Origin of the sequence: Cellulosimicrobium composti, assembly GCF_010287905.1 — a bacterium.
Classification (GTDB): domain Bacteria; phylum Actinomycetota; class Actinomycetes; order Actinomycetales; family Cellulomonadaceae; genus Cellulosimicrobium; species Cellulosimicrobium composti.
Window position 1 is genome coordinate 93,859 of sequence record NZ_JAAFAN010000004.1, and the last position, 19,613, is coordinate 113,471.

The 19,613-nt window shown below is 73.6% G+C and carries 17 protein-coding genes and 1 pseudogene; 10 read left to right on the top strand and 8 right to left on the bottom strand.

Features of this window, described 5'->3' with window-relative positions:
- Positions 1–16 precede the first annotated feature (16 nt).
- Positions 17–886: an SDR family NAD(P)-dependent oxidoreductase gene (locus GYH36_RS02020; RefSeq protein ID WP_162288953.1), complete on the bottom strand. Its 870-nt coding sequence runs from the start codon at positions 884–886 to the stop codon at positions 17–19.
- A 178-nt stretch (positions 887–1,064) separates the two neighbouring features.
- On the opposite strand from GYH36_RS02020, the gene GYH36_RS02025 reads away from it, so the two are divergent.
- On the top strand, positions 1,065–1,931 hold the full coding sequence (locus GYH36_RS02025; protein ID WP_024840042.1) for a helix-turn-helix transcriptional regulator: 867 nt from the start codon (positions 1,065–1,067) through the stop codon (positions 1,929–1,931).
- A 50-nt stretch (positions 1,932–1,981) separates the two neighbouring features.
- On the opposite strand, the gene GYH36_RS02030 is transcribed toward GYH36_RS02025, so the two are convergent.
- The 3 genes from GYH36_RS02030 to GYH36_RS02040 form a co-directional block, all read right to left on the bottom strand.
- Positions 1,982–3,331: a class II 3-deoxy-7-phosphoheptulonate synthase gene (locus GYH36_RS02030; RefSeq protein WP_024840041.1), complete on the bottom strand. Its 1,350-nt coding sequence runs from the start codon at positions 3,329–3,331 to the stop codon at positions 1,982–1,984.
- A gap of 13 nt (positions 3,332–3,344) precedes the next feature.
- On the bottom strand, positions 3,345–4,571 hold the full coding sequence (locus GYH36_RS02035; protein ID WP_024840040.1) for a pyrophosphate--fructose-6-phosphate 1-phosphotransferase: 1,227 nt from the start codon (positions 4,569–4,571) through the stop codon (positions 3,345–3,347).
- Positions 4,572–4,696: 125 nt separating this feature from the next.
- A complete protein-coding gene (locus GYH36_RS02040) occupies positions 4,697–5,482 on the bottom strand; it encodes a lysophospholipid acyltransferase family protein (RefSeq protein WP_024840039.1) in 786 nt (261 codons plus the stop codon).
- Positions 5,483–5,539: 57 nt separating this feature from the next.
- Here GYH36_RS02040 and GYH36_RS02045 point away from each other — a divergent pair, with 57 nt between their 5' ends.
- Complete coding sequence (locus GYH36_RS02045; protein WP_024840038.1) at positions 5,540–6,181, top strand: hypothetical protein; 642 nt, start codon at positions 5,540–5,542, stop codon at positions 6,179–6,181.
- 33 nt (positions 6,182–6,214) lie between these two features.
- On the opposite strand, the gene GYH36_RS02050 is transcribed toward GYH36_RS02045, so the two are convergent.
- Positions 6,215–7,162, bottom strand: coding sequence for an ROK family glucokinase (locus tag GYH36_RS02050; protein ID WP_024840037.1), 948 nt, complete (start codon positions 7,160–7,162; stop codon positions 6,215–6,217).
- Positions 7,163–7,410: 248 nt separating this feature from the next.
- On the opposite strand from GYH36_RS02050, the gene GYH36_RS02055 reads away from it, so the two are divergent.
- The gene (locus tag GYH36_RS02055; RefSeq protein WP_162288954.1) at positions 7,411–9,228 is read left to right on the top strand and encodes an AMP-dependent synthetase/ligase; all 1,818 of its coding nucleotides are present in this window, start codon (positions 7,411–7,413) and stop codon (positions 9,226–9,228) included.
- 132 nt (positions 9,229–9,360) lie between these two features.
- On the opposite strand, the gene GYH36_RS02060 is transcribed toward GYH36_RS02055, so the two are convergent.
- Positions 9,361–10,791, bottom strand: a complete 1,431-nt coding sequence (locus tag GYH36_RS02060; protein WP_162288955.1) for an NYN domain-containing protein — start codon at positions 10,789–10,791, stop codon at positions 9,361–9,363.
- Between the two features lie 150 nt (positions 10,792–10,941).
- Here GYH36_RS02060 and GYH36_RS02065 point away from each other — a divergent pair, with 150 nt between their 5' ends.
- Together GYH36_RS02065 and GYH36_RS02070 are read left to right on the top strand one after the other, a co-directional pair.
- Positions 10,942–12,855, top strand: a complete 1,914-nt coding sequence (locus tag GYH36_RS02065; protein WP_162288956.1) for a DEDD exonuclease domain-containing protein — start codon at positions 10,942–10,944, stop codon at positions 12,853–12,855.
- A complete protein-coding gene (locus GYH36_RS02070; RefSeq protein ID WP_162288957.1) occupies positions 12,834–13,115 on the top strand; it encodes an Lrp/AsnC family transcriptional regulator in 282 nt (93 codons plus the stop codon). The genes GYH36_RS02065 and GYH36_RS02070 overlap by 22 nt, the downstream gene beginning before the upstream one ends.
- A 10-nt stretch (positions 13,116–13,125) precedes the next feature.
- On the opposite strand, the gene trpD is transcribed toward GYH36_RS02070, so the two are convergent.
- Complete coding sequence (gene trpD / locus GYH36_RS02075; protein WP_162288958.1) at positions 13,126–14,223, bottom strand: anthranilate phosphoribosyltransferase; 1,098 nt, start codon at positions 14,221–14,223, stop codon at positions 13,126–13,128.
- Between the two features lie 33 nt (positions 14,224–14,256).
- Entirely contained in the window at positions 14,257–14,694 is a 438-nt protein-coding gene (locus GYH36_RS02080) for a response regulator (RefSeq protein WP_051471558.1), read from the bottom strand.
- 317 nt (positions 14,695–15,011) lie between these two features.
- On the opposite strand from GYH36_RS02080, the gene ctaE reads away from it, so the two are divergent.
- The 5 genes and pseudogenes from ctaE to GYH36_RS02105 all read left to right on the top strand — a co-directional run.
- Positions 15,012–15,662, top strand: coding sequence for an aa3-type cytochrome oxidase subunit III (gene ctaE / locus GYH36_RS02085; RefSeq protein WP_081772256.1), 651 nt, complete (start codon positions 15,012–15,014; stop codon positions 15,660–15,662).
- A 73-nt stretch (positions 15,663–15,735) separates the two neighbouring features.
- Positions 15,736–16,515, top strand: coding sequence for a cytochrome bc1 complex diheme cytochrome c subunit (qcrC, locus tag GYH36_RS02090; RefSeq protein ID WP_024840029.1), 780 nt, complete (start codon positions 15,736–15,738; stop codon positions 16,513–16,515).
- Entirely contained in the window at positions 16,512–17,573 is a 1,062-nt protein-coding gene (gene qcrA / locus GYH36_RS02095) for a cytochrome bc1 complex Rieske iron-sulfur subunit (RefSeq protein WP_024840028.1), read from the top strand. Before qcrC ends, qcrA begins: the two co-directional genes overlap by 4 nt.
- Entirely contained in the window at positions 17,570–19,324 is a 1,755-nt protein-coding gene (gene qcrB / locus GYH36_RS02100; protein ID WP_024840027.1) for a cytochrome bc1 complex cytochrome b subunit, read from the top strand. Before qcrA ends, qcrB begins: the two co-directional genes overlap by 4 nt.
- A 194-nt stretch (positions 19,325–19,518) precedes the next feature.
- Positions 19,519–19,613 (top strand): annotated as a pseudogene (locus GYH36_RS02105) (superoxide dismutase); the annotation flags it as partial.

Below are 19,613 nucleotides of genomic sequence, written 5' to 3' on the forward strand. Positions count from 1 at the left end.
CCCCGCCGGCCCGGGCTCACACGACCTCGGCGGCCTGGACGTCGGTCGTGACGGCCAGGGCGCGGGACGCCTCGAGGTCGTCGGCGAGGCTGCGGATCTTGCCCTCCGCGAGCGCGAGCGAGTCCGAGCCGAGCAGCTGGTGCAGCGGGGCCTCGCCCGTCGTCGCGACGGCGATGATCGCGGCGGCGGCCTTCGCGGGGTCGCCGAGCTGGGTGCCGGGGATCTCGTCGAGGTGCTGGGCGACCAACGTGCGCACGGCCGGGTACGCGTCGGTCGTGGCCGCCGGGAGCCCGACGGACACCGGGCGCAGGAAGTCCGTGCGCATGTACCCGGGCTCGACGCTCGTCACGGAGATGCCGTGCTCCGCGACCTCGCCCGCGAGCGCCTCCGTGATCGCCTCCACGGCGAACTTGCCCGCCGTGTACAGGCTCCAGCCCGGGAACGAGTGCAGGCCCAGCACGGAAGAGACGTTGATGACGTGGCCGCTGCGGCGGGCCCGCAGGCCGGGCAGGACGGCGCGCAGCACGTTCCAGACGCCGAACACCTGGACGTCGAACATGGCGCGCGCCTCCGCGTCGGACACCTCCTCGACGGCGGCGAGGAAGCCGTACCCGGCGTTGTTCACGACGACGTCGATCCCGCCGAAGCGGTCGGTGGCGGCGGCGACGGCCTGCGTCACCTGCGCCTCGTCGGCGAGGTCGACGGGCAGGGCGAGCAGGCGTGACGTGTCGGTGCCCGCGAGGGCGCCGACGAGACGCTCGGTCGAGCGGGTGGTCGCCGCGACGTTCTCGCCGCGGTCGAGGAGCTGGCGGACGAGCTCGAGGCCGAGGCCGCGCGAGGTGCCGGTGACGAACCAGGTGGCGGGACGGTCGGCGGGGTAGGTCATGAGGACTCCTTCGGTGGGTCGGGGCCGGCACGGCGTGCCGACGTGTCCAGACTCCTGTCCGAGGAACCCCCGTTGGGGGGCCGCACCATGCCCTGCCGGTCCTGGGTCGGCGCGACCGAGGACTGCGCGTCCTCCCCTCGACGGCGCGCTCGGCGGGGCGGGCGTCCAGAATGGGGGGATGCCGCAGAGGAACACGGAGCTGGCGGACTTCCTGCGCCGCGCACGGAGCGAGTGCGACCCGACCCGTGCGGGCCTGCCCGCCGACGGCCGGGCGCGCCGCGTGCCGGGGCTGCGCCGCGAGGAGGTCGCGTTCCTCGCCGGGGTGTCGACCGACTACTACGCGCGGCTCGAGCAGGGTCGTCGCATCACGCCGTCGCCGGCGGTCGTCGACGCGATCGGCCGGGCGCTCGCGCTCGACGCCGCGGGCCGGGCCCACCTCGCCGACCTCGTCGGGCTGGGCACGGCGACGCCGCAGCGACGGGCACGGCCCGTGCAGCGGCTGCGGCCCGGGCTGTACCAGCTGCTCGACGCCCTCGCCGACGTCCCGGTCCTCGTGCTCGGCCGCCGCGCCGACGTGCTCGCGCAGAACCGCCTGGGCAGGGCCCTCTTCACCGACTTCGAGCGGTTCCCCGCGCCCCGGCGCAACTACGCGCGCTGGATGCTGCTCGACGACGAGGCGCGGTCGCTGTTCGTCGACTGGGAGGAGCAGGCGCGCGTCGCCGTGGAGAGCCTTCGCCTCGAGGCGGGCAACGACCCCGCCGACCGGGCGACGGCCGATCTCGTCGCCGAGCTGCGCGAGACCAGCGACGACTTCGCGCGCTGGTGGGACGAGCACCGCGTGAACCAGCGCACGTACGGGTCGAAGCGGCTGCGCCACCCCGTGGTCGGCGACCTCACCGTGGAGTACGAGACGCTCACGCTCCCGGGGGACCCGAGCACGACGCTCTACGTGTACTCGGCCGAGCCCGGCTCGCCGTCGGCGCGGTCGCTGAGCCTGCTCGCGAGCTGGTCGCTCACCGGCGACGGCGCGCCGTCCCCCGCCTGACGCGCCGCGCCGCCCCGCCGCCGCGCCGACGGACCGACGGGCCGCGACGGTCAGCGCCGCAGCATCTCCGCGACCTGGAACGCCATCTCGAGCGACTGCTGGTGGTTGAGCCGCGGGTCCACGAGGGTCTCGTAGCGCAGGGCGAGGCCCGCGTCGTCGATCTCCTCGCTGCCCCCGAGGACCTCGGTGACGTCGTCGCCGGTGAGCTCCACGTGGAGGCCGCCGGGGACCGTGCCCGCGGCGCGGTGCACCTCGAAGAAGCCGCGCACCTCGTCGAGCACGTCGTCGAAGCGGCGCGTCTTGTAGCCGCTCGCGGACGTGATCGTGTTCCCGTGCATCGGGTCCGTGACCCACGTGACGGGCACCCCGGCGCGCGCCACGGCCTCGACGAGCGGCGGGAGCGCGTCGCGGACGTTGCCCGCACCCATGCGCGTGATGAAGGTCAGACGCCCCTCGACTCCGTCCGGGTTCAGCCGGCGGGCGAGCTCCAGCGCGACGTCGGGCGTCGTCGTGGGGCCGAGCTTGACGCCGATCGGGTTGGCGACGCGCGAGAGGAAGTCGACGTGCGCGCCGTCGAGCTGGCGCGTGCGCTCGCCGATCCACAGGAAGTGGGCCGACGTGTCGTACGCGTCGCCCGTGCGCGTGTCACGGCGCGTGAGCGCGCGCTCGTAGTCGAGCACGAGCGCCTCGTGGCTGACGAAGAACTCCACCGTGCGCAGCGCGTCGAAGTCGGCGCCGCACGCGTCCATGAAGCGGATCGCCCGGTCGATCTCGGACGCGGTGCGCTCGTAGCGCGCGTACGCGGGGTTCCGCATGAAGCCGCGGTTCCACTCGTGGACCTGGCGCAGGTCGGCGAACCCGCCCGTCGTGAACGCGCGCACGACGTTCCAGGTGGCCGCCGAGATCTGGTACGCCTGGACGAGGCGCTCCGGGTCCGGGACGCGCGCCTCGGGCGTGAACGCGTGCCCGTTGATCATGTCGCCCCGGTACGCGGGCAGGGTGACGCCGTCGCGCGTCTCCGTGTCGGAGCTGCGCGGCTTGGCGTACTGCCCGGCCATGCGCCCCATCTTCACGACGGGCATGCTCGCGCCGTGCGTGAGGATGACCGCCATCTGCAGGATGGTGCGGATCTTGTTGCGGATGCGGTCGGCGTTCGCCTCGGCGAACGTCTCGGCGCAGTCCCCTCCCTGCAGGAGGAACGCCTCGCCCCGCCCGGCCGCGGCCAGGCGGGAGCGCAGCGTGTCGGCCGCGGCGGGCACCACGAGCGGCGCGGAGGCCGCGAGCCGGTCCCGGACGGCGCCGAGCGCCGCCTCGTCCGGCCACGTCGGCTGCTGGAGCGCGACGAGCGTGCGGAAGTGGTCGAGCCCGGCGTCGGTCCCCGGCTCGCTCGTGGTGGTCATCCCGCGCCCCGGATCAGTGCGCGGCGGGCGCCGCGGGCACCAGCGGCTGGCCGATTCCCTCGAGCAGCTCGCCGAACCACTGCTGCGTCACGTCGAACGCCTTGCCGCCGGCGATGCGCGGGAACTCGATCGCGCGCAGGCGGTCGCCGTTCTCCTCGTCGTGGCCGATGACGCCGGACTCCCCGCGCAGCGCGCACTCGACCGCAAGGTCGGTCATCGACTTGATGAGGCGCAGGTCCTCGGCGTTCGCGGCCGCGGCGCGCGAGAAGTAGCCGGACTTCTGGACCATGACCTTCTCGGCGCCGAGCTTCTCGGCGAACTGCTTCGCGAACCACTGGCCGGGGTTGACCGTGTCGAGCTTGACGTGGCCGAAGGGGTCGCGCTGGACCTCCTCGCCCGCCGCCTCGAGCTGCGCGACGATCTCGTGCATGCCCGCGCCCTCGGACAGGAAGATGTTGACGTTGCCCTGGGTGTCCATGACCGCCTTGAGGCGCTCGGCCTCGGCGTCGATGTCGATCGCGAGCTCCGGCAGGAACACGGCGTGCACGTCCCAGCGCTCGCGCGTCAGGCCGAGGGCCGGGGCCCACTCCTGCGCGTCGAGCCACTTGCGGTACTCGGCCGCGGCCGCCGCGGTGAGCCAGCCGCAGTGGCGGCCCATGACCTCGTGCACGATGAGCATGCGCGGGCCCGAGCGGTGCTCGCCGATGATGTTCGCCGCGAAGCCGGCGGCCTCCTCGGCGGCGGTCCACGCGCCGAGCGACTGGCGGATCGGGATCACGTCGTTGTCGATCGTCTTGGGCAGACCCACGACCGTGAGCTCGTAGCCGTTGTCGTGCAGGTACGCGGCGAGGTCGGCCGCCGTCGTGTTCGTGTCGTCGCCGCCGATCGTGTGCAGCACGTCAACGCCGTCGGCCTTGAGCTGCTCCGCCGCGACGTGCAGCGGGTCCTGGCCCTCCTGGACCAGGCCGCGCTTGACGCAGTCGGCCGCGTTGGTGAGCTTGACGCGCGAGTTGCCGATCGGCGAGCCGCCGAACCGGTGCAGGACGCCCGCCTGCTTGCGGCCCTCGTCGTCCACCACGATCTTCGTGCCCGTCAGCAGGCCGTGGTAGCCGTACTGATAGGCGATGATCTCGATCTGAGGGTCGAGCTCCGTGTACCGCTCGATGAGACCCCCGACGGCGGAGGACAGGCACGGGGCGAAACCGCCCGCGGTGAGGAGGGCGACGCGACGAACCGACATGTGAACTCAGAACCTCTCGTAGGACGGATCCTGGCCGGACGGACGCGGTCCGGCGGGGGTGGCGGCGACGGCGACGGGCGCGTGCCCGCGAGGGGCACCGTGCGCACCGCGCGAGCGGCCGTCGCTCAGTCTACTGACGCCGCACCGGGTCCCGACGGCGGTTCCGGGACCTGGACGTCGGGAGCCGGACGCCCGCCGGGGGCGCCGCCGGCCTGCTCGGACTCGGTGTGGCCGGCGGCGAGGCGGGCCTTGGCCGTCGCGGCGTAGATGTCGACGTACTCCTGGCCCGACAGCCGCATGATCGCGTACTGGATCTCGTCCGCCACGGCGCGCAGGATGAAGCGGTCGTTCTCCATGCCGCGGTAGCGCGAGAAGTCGAGCGGCTCGCCGATGACGACGCCGATCGGCATCGGGGTGGGGATCACCTTGCCGATGGGCTGCGCGATGTTGGTCCCCACCATGGCGACGGGGATCACCGGCGCCCCCGACTCGAGCGCGAGGCGCGCGACGCCCGTCTTGGCGCGGTACAGGCGGCCGTCGGGGCTGCGCGTGCCCTCGGGGTAGATGCCGAAGAGGTCGCCGTCGCGCAGCACGCGCAGGCCGGTCTCGAGCGCCGCCTCGCTGGCCTTGCCGCCCGAGCGGTCGACGGGGATGGTGCCGACGCCGCGCATGAACCCGGCCGTCAGGCGCCCCTTGACCCCGGTGCCCGTGAAGTAGTCGGACTTGCCGAGGAACTGGACCTTGCGGTCCAGCACGAGCGGCAGGATGAAGGAGTCGATGACCGCGAGGTGGTTGCTCGCGAGGATCGCGCCGCCCTCGTCCGGCACGTGCTCGACGCCCCGCGTCCAGGGACGGTACAGCAGCCGCAGGATCGGGCCGACCATCACCTGCTTCATGAACCAGTAGAACAACGTTCCTCCTCGCGGGGTCCCGGCACGGGACGTGCACACGACTCTAGAGTGATTCCCATGGCCGCACCGAACGCCCAGCCGGACTCCCCGCAGCCCGACGACGCACCCGACCCCACGCCCGACGACGGGCAGGAGGCTCCCGAGGGCCCCGCGACGCCCGAGGACGCGACGCCGGGCGAGGCCCCGCGCGAGCCGGCGCTGGACGTCGACGCGCAGTGGGCCGGGATCGTGGCCGAGCTCGCCGACCTGTCCGACCTCGACGACGACGCCCCGCGCCCCGGCGGGACCGGTGACGACGCGCGACGCGGGCCGGTGCCCGGGGACACCGCGAGCCCGGGCGCCGGCCGGGGGCCGGCGGACGTGCTCGGCTCCGTGCCCGTCGCGCCGTGGGTGCGCGCGAGCGGTCCCCGCGACTGGCCGACGACGCCGGAGGTCGAGGACCTCGAGGAGGCCGAGAGCCACTTCGTGCCGCCGGACCCGCCGCTCGTGCTCGGGCGCGACCCGCTCCTGACGATGGCGTGGGCGCTCGTCGTGGCCGTGCCGATCCTGCTGCTCGTCGTGCTCGTCGTCGCGCGCCCGTACCCCGTGGTCGTCGCGCAGGTGGGCGGCGGGGCGTTCCTCGTCGGGCTCGCGATCCTGCTCTGGCGCATGCCGCACCGGCGCGAGGACGACGACGACGGCCCGGGCGCCGTCGTCTGACGGCCCACCCGCGCGTGCACGTGGCGCGCCCCGTCAGCGGCGGGCGAGGTCCGCCGCGCCGACGATGCCCGCCTCGTTGCCGTGCTCGGCGAGCTCGATGCGCGCCTCGGGGCGGTGCCCGCGCGCGGAGAGCTGGTCGGCGAACGCGCGGCGCACGGGCTGGAGCAGCAGGTCGCCCGCCGCGCCCACGCCGCCGCCGATGACGATGAGCTCGGGGTCGAGCAGCGCGGTCACCGACGCCGCGCCCTCGCCGATCCAGCGGCCGAGCGTCGCGAAGAGCTCGACCGCGAGGGCGTCGCCCTCCTGCGCGGCCTGCGTGATCTGGGGCCCGGTGAGCTTCTCGGGGTCGCCGCCGCAGATCTCGAGCAGGCGCGCCGCGCGGTCGGGCTGCGCGATGAGCGCGTTCTGACCGTCGCGTACGAGCGCGCGCCCGGAGGCGTACTGCTCCCAGCAGCCCTCGTGGCCGCAGCCGCAGTAGTGCCCGCCGGGGACCACGCGCATGTGACCCACCTCGGCGGCGACGCCCCACTTGCCGCGCACGAGCTCGCGGTCGACGACGATCGCGCCGCCGAGGCCGGTCCCGACCGTGAGCATGAGCATGTCCGTCGCGTCGCGCCCCACGCCGAACTGGAACTCGGCCCAGCCGGCGGCGTTCGCGTCGTTCTCGACGACGATCGGCACGGACGTGTCGCCGATGAGGGCGCGCACGTTGCGCGCCAGGGGGTACTCGCGCCACGCGATGTTCGGGGCGAAGAGGACGGAGGTGCGGTCCGGGCTGACGAAGCCCGCCGCGGCGAGGCCCATGGCGCCGACCTCGTGCTCGGCGGTGAGCTCGGCGTACACGTCGGCGATGGCGCGGTCGATGCTCGCGACGTCGTCGGGCTCGGTGTCACGGCGCGTCTGGGCCAGGATCTCGCCCTTCTCGTCCACGACCCCGGCCGCGATCTTCGTCCCGCCGATGTCCACACCGATGGCGTGCATGTCCCGTCCTCACTCGCTCGGTACCGCTGACTGGAAGCCTGGCTGCGGGTGCCGCCCGCCCCGGGGCGACGCACGACGACGGGCCGGTGACCCCGCGCCCCGGGTCGGCCCGCCGGAACTCCGCGCCCCCGCAAATCGTTGCGCAAGCAGCGCACAGCCCCTGAAGCCTACCGACATCGACAGGTCCCCGGCACACGCCGCCACTGGGTAGGGTTCTCCCACCGTCGACTACTGCCACTGGAGCCAGAATGGACGAGATCAGCGCCCCACGGATCGTCGAAGTCGATCCCTCGAAGAACCTCAACGACCTCCTCGCGAGCCGGGTCGCGGCCGACCCGTCGGCGCCTCTCGTCGAGCGCCGCACCGGCGCCGACGGGGCGTGGCAGGCCCTCAGCGCGCGCGAGTTCGACGCCGAGGTCGTCGCCGTCGCCAAGGGCCTCGTGGCGCGCGGGATCCAGCCGGGCGACCACGTCGGCATCATGTCGCGCACGCGGTACGAGTGGACGCTCCTCGACTGGGCGACGTGGGCCGCGGGCGCCGTGCCCGTGCCGCTCTACGAGACGTCGAGCCCGGAGCAGGTGCAGTGGATCCTGTCGGACGCGGACGTCCGGCTGCTCGTGGTCGAGACCGAGGCGCACGCGGCGACCGTCGGCGAGGTGCGCGACCAGGTGCCGGCCCTCGGCGACGTGCTCGTCGTCGACTCGGGCGCGATCGCGACCCTCACCGCCGAGGGCGCGGGCGTCGAGGACGCGGAGATCGAGCGCCGCCGCGGGCTCGCGGACCTGGCCGACGTCGCGACGATCATCTACACGTCGGGCACGACGGGGCGCCCCAAGGGCGCCGAGCTCACGCACGAGAACTTCTACTCGCTCACCGTCAACGCGGTCGAGGCCGTGCCCGAGGTCTTCGGCGAGCCCGGCGGGCGCACGCTGCTGTTCATGCCGCTCGCGCACGTGTTCGCGCGCTTCATCGGCGTGCTCGTCGTGGCGGGCGGCACGGTGCTCGGGCACACGCCCGACACCAAGACGCTGCTCGAGGACCTCGGGACGTTCAAGCCCACGTACATCCTCTCGGTCCCCCGCGTGTTCGAGAAGGTCTACAACTCCTCCGAGCAGAAGGCCGCAGCGGGCGGCAAGCTGAAGATCTTCCACTGGGCGGCCGCGACGGCGATCGCCTACTCGCGCGCGCTCGACGAGCCGTCGGGCCCCGGCTTCGGCCTGCGCCTGCAGCACAAGGTCGCCGACGCGCTCGTGTTCAAGAAGCTGCGCCACGCGCTCGGCGGCCGCGCCAAGTTCGCCGTGTCCGGCGGCGCGCCGCTCGGCGAGCGCCTCGGGCACTTCTACCGCGGCATCGGCATCCGCATCCTCGAGGGCTACGGCCTCACCGAGACCACGGCGCCCACGTGCGTCAACCGGCCCGCGACCACCAGGATCGGGACCGTCGGGACGCAGCTGCCCGGCTGCGCGGTCCGCATCGCCGAGGACGGCGAGATCCTGCTCCAGGGCCACCACGTGTTCCGCGGGTACCACAACAACGAGCAGGCCACGGCGGAGGCGTTCGTCGACGGCTGGTTCCGCACGGGCGACCTCGGCTCGCTCGACGACGACGGCTTCCTGCGCATCACCGGGCGCAAGAAGGAGATCATCGTCACCGCGGGCGGCAAGAACGTCGCCCCCGCCGTCCTCGAGGACCGCATCCGCGCCCACGCGCTCGTCTCGCAGTGCGTCGTGGTGGGCGACCAGAAGCCGTTCATCGGGGCCCTGATCACGCTCGACCCGGAGGGCATCCCCGGCTGGGCGGCCATGCACGGCAAGGAGCCGATGACGGTCGAGGAGGCCGCCAAGGACCCCGACGTGCTCGCGGCCCTCGACGCAGCCGTGACGCGCGCCAACGAGGCCGTGTCGCGTGCCGAGTCGATCCGCAAGTTCACCGTGCTCACCACGGACTTCACGGTCGAGAACGGGTACCTCACGCCGTCGCTCAAGGTGAAGCGCAGCGAGGTGCTCAAGGACTTCGCCACCGACGTGGAGGCCATCTACGTGGACGGGCCCGCGCCCGTCCGCTGACCCCCGCGCGGCCCGCGCGACGACGGCCCTCCCCGGTACCGCGGGGGAGGGCCGTCCCGCGTCCCTCGTCCGCACGCCCGTGACCAGGGCGTCGGACGGTCGGGCCGTCGAGGGCGGACCGCCCGACGAGCGTCAGCGTCGCGCCAGGCGCGCGAGGAGCGCCTGCGCCGGGACGCACGCCGCGCCCAGGCTCTGCACGTCGTCGGACACCGCCCGGTCGCTCGTCACGACGACGACGGGCCGCCCCGGCGGCTCGGCGGCGACGAGGCGCCGGATGAGGTCGTCGGCGATCTCGCCCGAGGAGAACAGCACGCGCACGCCGCGCGGCGCGCGCACGGCCTGCACGGCCGCGTCCGCGCCGTCGAAGCACACCGTGACCTCCGTCCCTCCGGCCGCGACGCGCAGGAGCCCGGCGAGGAGCCGGTCGCGCTGCTCCGCGAGCGTGAGGTCGCCGAAACCCGTCTTCGTGACGTTGTACCCGTCGACGACGAGGTGCGTCCGCGGGACCGACAACAGGTCGTCGAGCAGCGCCGGGTCGTCCCCCGCGCGCCCGCGAGAGCCGGGGCGCGCCCTGCCCGCCGCGTCCGGCAGGGCCGCCGCGACCTCGTCGGCCGGGGTCGTCGTCGACGGCCCGAGCGCGAGCTCGCGGCGCAGGCCCGCCGCGGCGTCGACGACGGTGTCGAGCAGGAGCCGGGCGCGCGCCGTCGCGAGGTCGGCCGTCGACGTCCGGGAGCGGCGCGCCTCGTCGCGCTCGGCGCGCGCCCGCGCGAGCTCCGCCCCCGCGGTCCGGCGCTCCTCGCGCGCGTCCCGCAGCGCCGCCTCGGCCGCGGCCCGCTCGGCGGCCGCCTCCTCGCGCGCGGTGCGGGCCTCGGCCCGGGCGCGGTCGGCGTCGGCCCGCAGGCGCCGCTCGGTGCGGCGCGCGGCGGCCACCTCCGCGGTCGCGGCGTCGGCGCGTGCTGCGGCCTCGCGCAGCGCGGTGCGCAGCTCGTCGACCCGGGCCGCGAGCTGGTCCCGCTCGCGGCGCAGCCGCGTGGTCTCGGCGCGCGCGGAGCGCTCGGAGGACAGCTCCTCGTCGAGGGCCCGCGCGCGCTCGACGGCGGTTTCCCAGCCGTCGGGGCGCAGCAGGAACGCCCCGGCCGCCGCCTCGCGGACCGCCGCGGGCGTCCCGGGCGCGCCCGCTGTCTCGCCCGCGGACCCCGTCACGTCCGGGGCGGGCGTGGTCTCGTCGTCGGTCCGGCAGGGTGCGGCGTCCGGCGGCTCCACGGCGTCGCCCGCTCCGGACGGCTGCGGCGCGCCGGGAGCCGGGTCGTGCTCTCGGGACCAGGCGACGGCGACGGCGTGCCGGAACCCGGCGTCGTCGAGGAGCGCGCGCCACAGGGGCGCCGCGCCGGCCGTCGCGCGCCGCCGCGGCGCGAACGCGCGGACGCGCTGGAGCCCCGCGGGGACGAGCGCGGCGTCGAGGTCGCCCAGCGTCCGGGCCGCCGCGTCGACGAGCAGGTGGCGCACCGACGGCGGGACGTCGCCGCCGTCGGGCGCGGCACCCGGCGTCCTCCCCGCAGCCATCTGGTCCCCCGTCCGCGCGCGGCCCGCGGCGCGCCGCGGGTGCATTCGTCCCTGATCGTCCCGAATCCCCGGCTCCACCCTATGCCGTCACGGCTCGGGGCGGTGACCCGCTCGCGGACGGTGTCGGTGCCCCTGGCTAGCCTCACCGCCATGTCGTCCGGCCCCCTCCTCGCCTCGTCCCGCACGGAGGCCGCACCGCGAGGGGTCCCGGTCCAGCCGACGCTCGACGACCTCGGCACACCGCTGCGCGAGGTCACCTTCGTGGTCGTCGACCTCGAGACGACGGGCGGGTCCCCGGCGGGGGCCGGAATCACGGAGATCGGGGCGGTCAAGGTCCGCGGCGGCGAGGTGCTCGGCGAGTTCCAGACCCTCGTGGACCCCGGCGTCCCCGTCCCCGCGTTCGTGGCCCGGCTGACGGGCATCACGTCGTCGATGGTCGCGAGCGCGCCGCGCATCGAGTCCGTGCTCCCGAGCTTCCTGGAGTTCGCGCGCGGCGCCGTGCTCGTCGCGCACAACGCGCCGTTCGACATCTCGTTCCTCAAGGCCGCGTGCCGCGCCGCCGGCTACGAGTGGCCCGGCAACCAGGTCCTCGACACCGTGCCGCTCGCGCGCCGCGTCGTCACGCGCGACGAGGCTCCCAACCACAAGCTCGCGACGCTCGCCGCGCTCTTCCGGGCCACCGTGACCCCCGAGCACCGGGCCCTCGCGGACGCGCGCGCCACCGTCGACGTGCTGCACGCGCTCCTCGCCCGCCTCGGACCGCTCGGCGTCACCCACCTCGAGGACCTCGCGGGCGCGACCGACCCCGTCCCGCAGGACGTGCGCCGCAAGCGTCACCTCGCCGACGGCCTGCCCGACGCACCCGGCGTCTACCTGTTCCGCGGACCCGGTGAGGAGGTCCTGTACGTCGGCACGTCGACGTCGATCCGGCGGCGCGTCCGGTCGTACTTCACGCGCTCGGAGAAGCGCGGCCGGATCACGGAGATGGTCCGCATCGCGCACGCCGTGACCCCGGTCGTGTGCGCGACGCCGCTCGAGGCCCAGGTCCGCGAGCTGCGGCTCATCGCCGAGCACGAGCCGCGGTACAACCGGCGCTCGCGCCACCCCGAGCGCATGACGTGGGTCCGCCTCACGGACGAGGCGTACCCGCGCCTGTCCCTCGTGCGCGACGTGCGCGCACCCGCCGCGCACGTCGGCCCGTTCGCGTCGCGGCGCCAGGCCCAGGCCGCGGTCGACGCGCTGCACGACGCGTTCCCGCTGCGCCAGTGCGCGCGACGCCTGCCGGTCGTCGCGTCGCCCGGCGCGACGGCGTGCGTGCTCGCCGAGATGGGCCGCTGCTCGGCGCCGTGCACCACGACCGCGCGCGACGACGGCTACGCGGTCGTCGCCGACGACGTGCGCACCGCGTTCGAGGGCGACCCGTCGCGCGTCGTCGCCGAGCTCGGCCGTCGCATCGTCGCCCTGTCGCGCGACGAGCGCTACGAGCAGGCGGGCGAGCTCACGCACCGGCTGCGCGCGTTCCTCGCCGGCGCCGCCCGCGCCCAGCGCCTCGCGCCGCTCGCGGCGTGCCCCGAGCTCGTCGCCGCACGGCCGACGGACGCGGGCGGGTGGGAGGTCGTCGTGGTCCGCCACGCGCGGCTCGCCGCGACCGGCGTCAGCGAGCCCGGCGCCGACCCGTGGCCGCTCGTGCACGCGCTCGTCGCGACGGCCGAGACGGTCGCGCCCCCGGTGCCGCCCGCGCCCGCGAGCCACCCGCACGAGGCCGAGATCCTCCTGTCGTGGCTCGAGCAGCCAGGCGTGCGGATCGTCGATGCGGCCGGCCCGTGGGCGTGCCCCGTGCGCTCGGCGGCGTCGCACGTCGACCTCGCGACGACGGCGCGCGACGTGGCCCGGCACGGCGCGTCCAGGGCCCCGGACGACGACGGCCACGGCGCGTACCGGAGCGCCCTCGGGCTCGGGCCGGGGACGCGCGCCGACCTGCACCCGGGCGGCGCCGTGACCGTAGAGTGGTCGCCTGTCGACGACCCGTCCCCGGAGGAACCATGCTCACCGCCATCGTCCTGATCGACACCGACCCCGCGCGCATCCCCGAGGTCGCGTCCGAGGTCGCCGACCTCAAGGGCGTCAGCGAGGTCTACTCGGTCACGGGCAAGGCGGACCTTGTCGCGATGGTGCGCGTCCAGGAGCACGACCAGCTCGCGGACGTCATCGCCGACCGCATCAGCAAGGTGCAAGGCGTCCTGCGCACGGAGACGTTCATCGCCTTCCGCGCGTACTCGAACGTCGACCTCGAGCAGGCGTTCGCGCTCGGCCTCGACGACTGACGCAGGAGCGTCAGTCGCGCTCCGCGGCCCGGGCCCAGCGCGTGAGCGTCTCGCGCGCGGCGCCCGAGTCGACGCTGCGCGCCGCGAGGTCGTAGGCGGCGCGCAGGCGCTCGACGAGCGTCCCCTCGGCCGTGCCGGGCAGCGTGCCGTCGGCGACGAGGCCCGCGGCGGCGTTGAGCAGCACCGTCTCGCGCACCGGCCCCGCCTCGCCTTCGAGGAAGCGCCGCGCGACCTGCGCGTTGTGCGTCGCGTCCCCGCCCCGCAGGTCCGCGACGGTGACCGGCGCCAGCCCCAGGTCGACCGCGGGGTCGAGCCGCTGCTCGGTCACGACGCCGTCGCGCACCTCCCACACGGTAGCGCCGCCCGTCGCCGCGAGCTCGTCCAGCCCGTCGTCGCCCCGGAACACGAGCGCCGACGTCCCCCGGCCCGCGAGCACGCCCGCGATGAGCGGCGCCATGCGCGCGTCCGCGACGCCGATGGCCGCGGCCCGCGGCTGTGCGGGGTTGGTCAGCGGGCCGAGCACGTTGAACGCCGTCGGGATGCCGAGCTCCTTGCGCGCGACGCCAGCGTGGCGCATCGACGGGTGGAAGACCATCGCGAAGCAGAACGTGATGCCGGCCTCCTGCACGATCTGCGCGACGCGCTCGGGCCCGTGGTCGAGCCGGATCCCGAGCTGCTCGAGCACGTCCGCCGCTCCGGACGACGACGTCGCGGCGCGGTTGCCGTGCTTGACGACGCGCACGCCCGCGCCCGCGATGACGAGCGAGGCCATGGTCGAGATGTTGACCGTGTGGGCGCGGTCGCCGCCCGTGCCGACGATGTCGACCGCCGGGCCGTCGACGGCGAACCGGCTCGCGTGCGCGAGCATCGCGTCCGCGAGGCCCGTGAGCTCGGCGACCGTCTCGCCCTTGGCGCGCAGCGCGACGAGGAAGCTCGCGAGGCGGACGGGCGACACCTCGCCCGACATGACCTGGTCCATCGCCCACGCGGTGCTGTCGGCGTCGAGGTCGTGGCCCGCGACGAGCTCGGTGAGCAGGCCGGGCCACGTGAGCCCCGCGCCCGTCGAGTCGCTCGTGGTCGAGGCGGCGGGGTGCGGGGTCGCGGTCACGGGTGGCCCTTCGGCTGGAGTTCTCCTGGTCGGCTACTGCGTGCGCGCGGCACCCAGCAGGTCGGCGACGGCGCGCTGGAGCACGACCGCGTCGAACGGCCGGGGCACCGCGTCGTCGGCGAGCGACCACGATGCTAGCCAACCGTCCTGCGGCCTGCCGGTGAGGACCAGGACCGGCGGGCACCGGTAGACCTCGTTCTTCAGCTGGCGGCACAACCCCATGCCCCCGGCCTTGTCCGCCTCGCCGTCGAGCACGAGCAGGTCCCAGCCGCCCGCGTCCGCGGACGCCACGACGGCCGCCGGCGTCGCCACCTCGAGCCACTCGATGTCCGGCTGACCCGCACCCAGGCGACGCCCGACGGCGAGGCGCACCTGCTCGCGCACCGTCACGTCGTCGCTGTACAGGAGGATGCGCGGCGCGCGCGGGGAAACGCTCGTGTCCCCGTGCGTCGTCGTCACGGTCGTCGTCATCGTCGTCACCGTCGCCTTCGTCGTTCCCGCTGGTGGGTCCGGGAGTGGCGCGCGCCAGCACCTGACGCGCGCGTCCCGACTGGCATCTTGGCACGTCGGACCCGGTTCCATCACCCCTGCGCGCGCACCTCCCGCCGACCGGCGCGCGGGCCGGGACCAAGGGCCCTGGCCCGCGTACCGGCGCCGTCGGTTTCATGGCACTTCGAAGCGATCCGTCACCAAGTGCAGGTCTGCGTGGGAAGATCTGGAGACATTGTGAGATTCACCGCCTCCGGGCGGCCGTCTGCGTGCCGCAGAGGGGCCGTTCGTCGGCCATAATGGCTCCTGTGTCGACCGCAACGGCTGCCCCCCACGCCCATCAGCACGTGAGCGTCAACCGACCGAACCCCGTCTCGGTCGGGACGATCGTGTGGCTGGCCAGCGAGCTCATGTTCTTCGCCGGCCTGTTCGCCATGTACTTCACGGTCCGCGCCGTGATGCCCGCCGAGGAGTGGGCGTTGCAGGCGGACAAGCTCAACCTGACCTTCGCGGCGATCAACACGACCGTCCTGGTGCTGTCGTCGGTGACGTGCCAGATGGGCGTGTGGGCCGCCGAGCGCTTCCAGCCCGTGCGCACCGGCTCGATCCTCCAGGTGAACCGCTGGGGGATGAACGAGTGGATGACCCTGACGTTCCTCATGGGCGCGTTCTTCATCGGCGGTCAGATCTTCGAGTACGCCGAGCTCGTCGAGCACGGCGTCTCGATCTCCTCGACCCCCTACGGCTCGGTCTTCTACATCACCACCGGGTTCCACGGCCTGCACGTCGTCGGTGGTCTGATCGCCTTCCTGTTCCTTCTCGGCCGCTCGTTCTCGGCCAAGAACTTCGGGCACCACGAGGCCACGACGGCCATCGTGACGTCCTACTACTGGCACTTCGTCGACGTCGTGTGGATCGCGCTGTTCTTCGTGATCTACATCCTGCGCTGACGACGCTGCCGGGGTCCGCCCCGGACCGCCCACCCGCCCCCTGCTCCCCCACCTGCGAGACGAGGATCATTTCGTGAAGGCACTCGCCGCCCGCAGACACCACCGCCTCGCGCCGGTCGTGCTGCTGCTGCTGGCGCTGCTGGTCACCGGTGGCGTCTACGCCGCCTTTGCACCGACCCCGGCCAACGCCGAGACCGCCAGCACCGAGGACATCGAGACCGGCAAGAAGCTCTTCCAGGCCAACTGCGCCACGTGCCACGGGCCGAACGCGGAGGGCTCCGACACCGCGCCGTCCCTCGTCGGTGTCGGCGCGGCCTCGGTCGACTTCCAGGTGTCCACCGGCCGCATGCCGATGCAGATGGACGGTCCGCAGGCGCTCCAGAAGCCGCGCCAGTTCGACGAGGAGCAGACGGCGCAGCTCGCCGCCTACGTCGCGTCGCTCGGCGCGGGCCCGGCGGTCCCCACGGACGAGCAGGTCGACGCCTCGCTCGGCGACGTCGCCAACGGTGCCGCGATCTTCCGCACCAACTGCGCGATGTGCCACAACGCCGTCGGAGCGGGCGGCGCCCTCTCCGAGGGCAAGTTCGCCCCGCCGCTGTGGGACACGTCGGAGCGCAACATCTACCAGGCGATGCTCACCGGGCCCCAGTCGATGCCGGTCTTCAACGACGCGACCATCACGCCCGAGGAGAAGCGGGACGTCATCGCGTTCCTCGTCGACCAGCGCGAGGGCTCGGCGGGCGGCCTCTCGCTCGGCTCGCTCGGCCCCGTCAGCGAGGGTCTGTGGGCCTGGATCGTCGGAATGGGCCTCCTCGTCGGGGCCGCAGTGTGGATCGGAGCGAAGTCCTCGTGAGCGACTACCAGAACCCCCGGTCGCCCGAGTCCTCGCACCGCGAGGTCGGGCACCGCGAGCAGCACGGCTCCCTGGACACGTTCCCGGACCCGGGCCTGCCCGAGCACAAGAGCCGCCAGGCGGACCGCGACCCGCGGGCCGCGAAGCGCGCCGAGCGGCAGGTGGCGACGCTCTTCGGCATCTCGGCGATCGGCACGATCGTCGCGCTCGTCGTGTACTTCGTCATCCCGCCGGACGGGACGACCGCGGGCGTGCGCCTGTCGACGCTCGCGCTCGGCCTCGCCATCGCCTTCGCGCTGCTGGGGATCGGCTTCGGTGCCGTGCACTGGGCGAAGGTCCTCATGTCCGACCACGAGAAGGTCGACGAGCGCCACCCGATCGAGAGCGACCCGGAGACCCGCACCGCCGCGATCGCGGAGCTCGAGGCCGGCGTCAAGGACTCCGGCATCGCGCGCCGCGGCGTGCTCAAGGGCGCCGTCATCTCGGCCCTCGCGCTCTTCCCGCTCACCATCGCCGTCCCCCTCGTCGGGAGCGTCGGCGGCGACTGGAACGTCTCGAAGTTCAAGCACACCCTCTGGAAGCGCGGGACGCGCCTGGCGATCGACCCGTCCGGGCGGCCCATCAAGGCGGCGGACGTCACGATCGGCTCGGTCGTGCACGTCATCCCCGAGGCCTCCCAGGAGGAGATGCAGTCCCACGAGTGGATCACGGAGAAGGCGAAGGCCGTCGTCCTCCTGGTCCGTCTCGACCCGCGCGACCTCAAGTCGGACCAGTCCCCCGAGGGCGAGACCTGGTCGTACGACGGCATCGTCGCGTTCTCCAAGATCTGCACGCACGTCGGCTGCCCCGTGGCGCTCTACGAGCAGCAGACGCACCACCTGCTGTGCCCGTGCCACCAGTCGACGTTCGACGTGGCCGACAGCGCCAAGGTGGTCTTCGGCCCCGCGAAGCGGCCCCTGCCGCAGCTGCCGATCACCGTTGATGACGAGGGCTACCTGGTTGCGCAGAGCGACTTCCACGAGCCCATCGGCCCGAGCTTCTGGGAGCGTCTGAAGTGACCACCAGCACCGGAACCGCCGCACCCCAGGCGGGAGCACGCAAGGGGGCCGCGCCGACGACGCCCGCCGGCAAGGCCGCCGACTACCTGGACCAGCGCACGAGCATCGGCGTCGCCGTCAAGGAGTTCGCGCGCAAGGTCTTCCCCGACCACTGGTCGTTCCTCCTCGGCGAGATCGCCCTGTACTCCTTCATCGTCCTGATCCTCACGGGGATCTTCCTGACGATGTTCTTCGTGCCGAGCATGTCGCTCGTCACGTACCACGGCGAGCCCGCGTCGATGAACGGCGTGCTCATGTCCGACGCGTTCGCGTCGACGCTGAACATGTCGTTCGAGGTCCGCGGCGGTCTGCTCATGCGGCAGATCCACCACTGGGCCGCGCTGATCTTCCTCGCCGCGATCGTCACGCACATGATGCGCGTGTTCTTCACGGGCGCGTTCCGCAAGCCGCGTGAGGTCAACTGGCTCGTCGGCATGCTGCTCATGATCATGGGCCTCGCCGCCGGCTTCTCGGGCTACTCCCTCCCGGACGACGTCCTCTCCGGCAACGGCCTGCGCATCACCGACGGCGTCGTGAAGTCGATCCCGCTCATCGGCTCGTACATGTCGTACTTCATCTTCGGCGGCGAGTTCCCCGGCGAGCACATCATCCCGAGGCTCTTCACCGTGCACATCCTCCTCGTGCCGGGCCTGATCCTCGCGCTCGTCGCGCTCCACCTGTTCTTCGTCGTGCTGCACAAGCACACGCAGTACCCGGGTGGCGGCCGCACCGACACGAACGTCGTCGGCTTCCCGCTGTTCCCGGTGTACGTGGCCAAGGCCGGCGGCTTCTTCTTCGTCGTGTTCGGCATCCTCGCCCTCATGGGCGGCACGATGGCGATCAACAACGTCTGGAACTACGGCCCGTACGACCCGTCACCGGTGTCCGCCGGAGCCCAGCCCGACTGGTACATGCTGTTCCTCGAAGGATCGCTGCGCCTCATGCCGGGCCAGACGGAGTTCGTCATCGGCGGCTACACGCTCTCGCTGAACGTGCTCATCCCCGCCGTCGTGATCCCGGGCCTGCTGTTCACGTTCCTCTTCGCCTACCCGTTCCTCGAGGCGGCGGTGACGAAGGACAAGCGCGAGCACCACGTGCTCGATCGCCCGCGGAACGTCCCGGTCCGCACGGGTCTGGGCGTCGCGTTCCTCACGGCGTTCATCATCCTGGCGCTCGCCGGGTCGAACGACCTCATCGCGACGCACTTCTCGCTGTCGATCAACACGATCACGTGGGTCTTCCGGATCCTGCTCTTCGTCGGTCCCTGGTTCGCGTTCTGGGTCACCAAGCGCATCTGCCTGGGCCTGCAGCGCAAGGACCGTGAGCTCGTGCTCCACGGCCACGAGACCGGCCGGATCGTACGCTTCGCCCACGGCGAGTACATCGAGGTCCACCGTCCGCTCGACGAGCAGGAGCGCTGGCTCCGGGTCAACTACCAGGCCCACGCCCCGCTCGAGATCGAGCCGGCGACGGACTCGCGCGGCGTGCGCCGCAAGGGCTACAAGAAGGACAAGCGCCTCCAGCGTCTGTCCCGGTTCTTCTACGAGGACCGCATCGAGCCCGTGACGCCCGCCGAGCTCGCCGCCGCGCACTCGCACGGCGAGCACGACGCGCTCGAGAGCACGAGCCACGAGCAGATCGAGGCCGGGACCGCCGCCGTCGGCGGTGGGCGCGATCTCGTCGAGCCGGAGAAGGGCGCCGACGAGCGCTGACCCGGAGGTTCCTGCACAGTAGGACGATGACCCGCGGCCAGCCCCCCTCACCGAGGTGGGCAGGTCGCGGGTCATCGTCGTCTTCGTGCCCGGACGCGCCCGGTCGCGTCGCTCTGAAGCCGAAGGCACCGCCAGATCGTCGCCCAGGAGCCGCGGGACCACCCCGGCGGCCCCGTACCCAGGAGGTACTGAGGATGCCCGTCTACACCCTGCCCGAGCTGTCCTACGACTACGGTGCGCTCGAGCCGCACATCTCCGGGCGGATCATGGAGCTGCACCACTCCAAGCA